Here is a 3,173-nt window from a genome sequence, read left to right on the forward strand (position 1 = left end):
TACATGTAATGCGTGTCCAGCCCGTTGATCCGCACCGAAACCGTCTTGCCCTTGCCGGCCCAGTCGATGTCGTTCAGCAGCTCGACGGCATTCTTGCGCGCCTGGTCCTTTTCAGGGGGCGCCACCGCGTCTTCGAGATCCAGAAAGACGTAATCGGCGGCGCTGTCGGCGGCCTTTTCGACCATCGCGGGGTTCGACGCGGGCACCGCCAGTTCAGAGCGGTGCAGGCGCTGTTTGCGGAGCGGGTGCAGCGTGTGGGACATGGATCTTACCTTTCTTCAAAACATGAGGGGACCGACCGCGCCCCGTGCAGGGGCGCGTTCATAGGGTCCCGGGTGTCGGGATGGGGTTACTCGGCGGCCACCGCGAAGGGCTGCCGGTACTCGATATCGCCCGCGAACCAGGCCTGCGCCGCACCGACGCCAGAGCCGGGGACCACGGCAGCGCCCGCGCGCATCAGGGAAAGTTCGGCGAGGCTGAGCGCGGTCAGCGCCATGCCCTCGTTGAAATCGCCCAGGTGGCCGATGCGGAAAACCTTGCCGTTCAGACGGCCAAGGCCGGACCCGAAAGAGGCGTTGAGATCGTCATAGGCGATGCGCAGCACCTCGCGGGCATCCACGCCCTCGGGCACGCGGATCGCGCTGACGGTGTTCGAGTAATAGCTGTGATGCTCGGCCACCAGTTCCAGCCCCCAGGCCTTCACCCCACGGCGGATGCCCTCGGCAAGACGCGCGTGGCGGGCAAATACCGCCTCCAACCCCTCGGCAAAGATCCGGTCCAGCGAGGCGCGCAGCCCGTGCAGCAGCGGCGTCGGCGGGGTGTAGGGGAAATAGCCGTCGGCATTGAAGGCACGCATGTCGGCAAAATCGTAGTAGGCGCGGCGCATGGTGGCCGTCTTCGACGCCTCCAGCGCTTTCTGGCTGACACCCAGGATCCCCAGGCCCGCCGGCATCATCATGCCCTTCTGGCTGCCGGTCACGGCCAGGTCGACACCCCAGTCGTCCATCCGGAAATCCATCGACCCGATCGAGGAGACTCCATCGACGAACAGCAGCGCATCGTGGAACGTGCTGTCGAGCGCGCGGCGCACCGCCGCCACGTCCGACACGACGCCGGTCGCGGTTTCGTTGTGGGTGACAAATACGGCCTTGATCTCATCGTGCACGTCGCGGCCCAGGATCCGCTCGAACTCGCCCACCGGCGCGCTGGCACCCCAGGGCAGATCGACGACGACAGGCTCCAGCCCCAGCATCTCGGCCATCTTGACCCAGAGAGTCGAGAACTGGCCATAACGCGCCATCAGCACCTTGTCGCCGGGGTTCAGCGTGTTGGTGATCGCCGCCTCCCAGGCCGAGGTGCCGGAGCCGGGGAACAGCATGACCTCGCCGGTCGCGGTCTTGAACACGCGCTTGAGGTCGGAGAACAGGCCAAGGGTCAGGCTGCCAAAGTCGCTGGCGCGCATGTCCTGCTGCGGGACGTTCATCGCCTGGCGCACGGCCTCCGGCACATTGGTCGGGCCGGGGATGAAAAGATGGGTCTGTCCGGTGCGCATGGTGCTCCTCCCTTGCGGTTGAGAGACACCATGCGCCAGACATTCAGAAACTGGAAACAAAGCCGGGTCCTGCTGTAAATGCGAGATTTTACAAACACCCGCAATTGTCAAAATGTAAAATTTAGTATACTGTAAAATACCATGAAGACCTTCATCGGACCCCGCCTGCGCCGGCTGCGCATCGAACACGGCCAGACCCAGGTGCAGATGGCCAAGCGCCTGGGCATCTCGACCTCTTACGTGAACCTCCTGGAAAAGAACGAGCGCAGCGTGTCGGTGCCAGTCCTGCTCAAGCTTTTCGAGGCCTATGGTGTTGACTGGCGCGACATCGCCGAGGACGACGACACGGCGCAACTGGCCGACATCCGCGCCGTCCTCCAGGACCCGTTGTTCGAGGGCGCCCGCCCCGACCTGCCGCAGCTGCGCGCCGCGCTGGCGCACAGTCCGGACCTGGCCGCCTGCTTTCTGAAACTGCACCGCGCCTTCATGGCGACGAATGACCAGCTGATGAGCGTGGCCAGCTCCGGCGAGACCGGGCAGCGTGTCCTGCCGCAGACCTCCGAGGCCGTGGTCCACAACTTTTTCCGCAGCAACCGCAACCACTTCGAGGCACTTGAACAGGCCGCCGAAGGGTTCTGGTTCGGCGAGAACGTGGCGCCCGACGACATCTATCCGGCGCTGAAACTGCGGCTGCGGCACCGGCTGGACCTGCGGGTTCGGCTGGTCCCGGTGGCCGAGATGCCGACCTCGCTCAGGGAATATGACGAAGAACGCCGCGAGGTCCGACTGTCCGAGGCACTGGACCATCCCAACCGGGTGTTCCAGCTGGTCCATGTGGCCGCGCTGGTAGAACAGAAGGACCTGCTGGACGACATCCTTGGCCGCAGCGGGCTGACCGACGCCAAGGGGCGCGCGCGCTGCCGGGTGGAGCTGGCCAATTACTTTGCCGCCGCCGTGCTGATGCCCTATGACCGCTTCCTGGCCGAGGCGCTGCAGAGCAAATACGACTTCGATCACCTGGCCACGCGGTTCGGTGTCAGTTTCGAACAGGCCTGCCACCGCGCCACCACGCTGCAACGCAGCGGAGCGCGGGGCGTGCCGTTCTTCTTCCTGCGGATCGACAAGGCCGGCAACGTCACCAAACGATTCAACTCGACCGACTTTCACCTGGCGGAATACGGCGGCGCCTGCCCCCGGCTGGAGGTGCACACCTGTTTCCGGACACCGGGCCTGATTCTGCCTCAGGTGGCCGAGATGCCGGACCGCTCGCAGTTCTTCGTCTTTGCCCGCACCGTGGACCGCCCCAGCTTTGCCCGCCACAGGCAGGACGTGCGGCTGGCGGTGGCGATGGGCTGCGCGATGGAACACGTCGGCAGCATCGGCTACGCCGAGGACCTGAACGTCCGACAGCCGCATGCGGCCGAAATCGGCATCAACTGCCGGGTCTGCCCGCGCGCCAACTGCGATCAGCGCGCGCACCAGGCGGTGGTCCTGTCCGAGCCGGTGGACGAGAACCGCCGCGGCGCGACGCGCTACGCCGTCTGAGGCCACCCGTTATCAAAACCTTACCGCTTTGTACAAAATGCCGGATTCCCTGTACGTTTTGTACAAAACGTACAGG

At 65.1% G+C, this 3,173-nt stretch carries 3 protein-coding genes; 1 reads left to right on the forward strand and 2 read right to left on the reverse strand.

Annotated elements, in window-relative coordinates:
• Nucleotides 1-263: aldolase/citrate lyase family protein (locus tag PVW46_RS21865; protein WP_274577628.1), on the reverse strand; the 263-nt coding region annotated here is incomplete at its 3' end.
• Nucleotides 264-349: 86 nt separating this feature from the next.
• Complete coding sequence (locus PVW46_RS21870; protein WP_069210278.1) at nt 350-1,552, reverse strand: pyridoxal-phosphate-dependent aminotransferase family protein; 1,203 nt, start codon at nt 1,550-1,552, stop codon at nt 350-352.
• Between the two features lie 141 nt (nt 1,553-1,693).
• Here PVW46_RS21870 and PVW46_RS21875 point away from each other — a divergent pair, with 141 nt between their 5' ends.
• A complete protein-coding gene (locus tag PVW46_RS21875; RefSeq protein ID WP_043145906.1) occupies nt 1,694-3,097 on the forward strand; it encodes a helix-turn-helix domain-containing protein in 1,404 nt (467 codons plus the stop codon).
• Nucleotides 3,098-3,173 lie beyond the last annotated feature (76 nt).

The organism is Mameliella sp. AT18, assembly GCF_028807275.1.
Taxonomy (GTDB): Bacteria; Pseudomonadota; Alphaproteobacteria; order Rhodobacterales; family Rhodobacteraceae; genus Antarctobacter; species Antarctobacter albus.

Coding starts and splice junctions, on each gene's coding strand:
- PVW46_RS21870 (WP_069210278.1), bottom strand. CDS start 1,552: ATGCGCACCGGACAGACCCATCTTTTCATCCCCGGCCCGACCAATGTG.
- PVW46_RS21875 (WP_043145906.1), top strand. CDS start 1,694: ATGAAGACCTTCATCGGACCCCGCCTGCGCCGGCTGCGCATCGAACAC.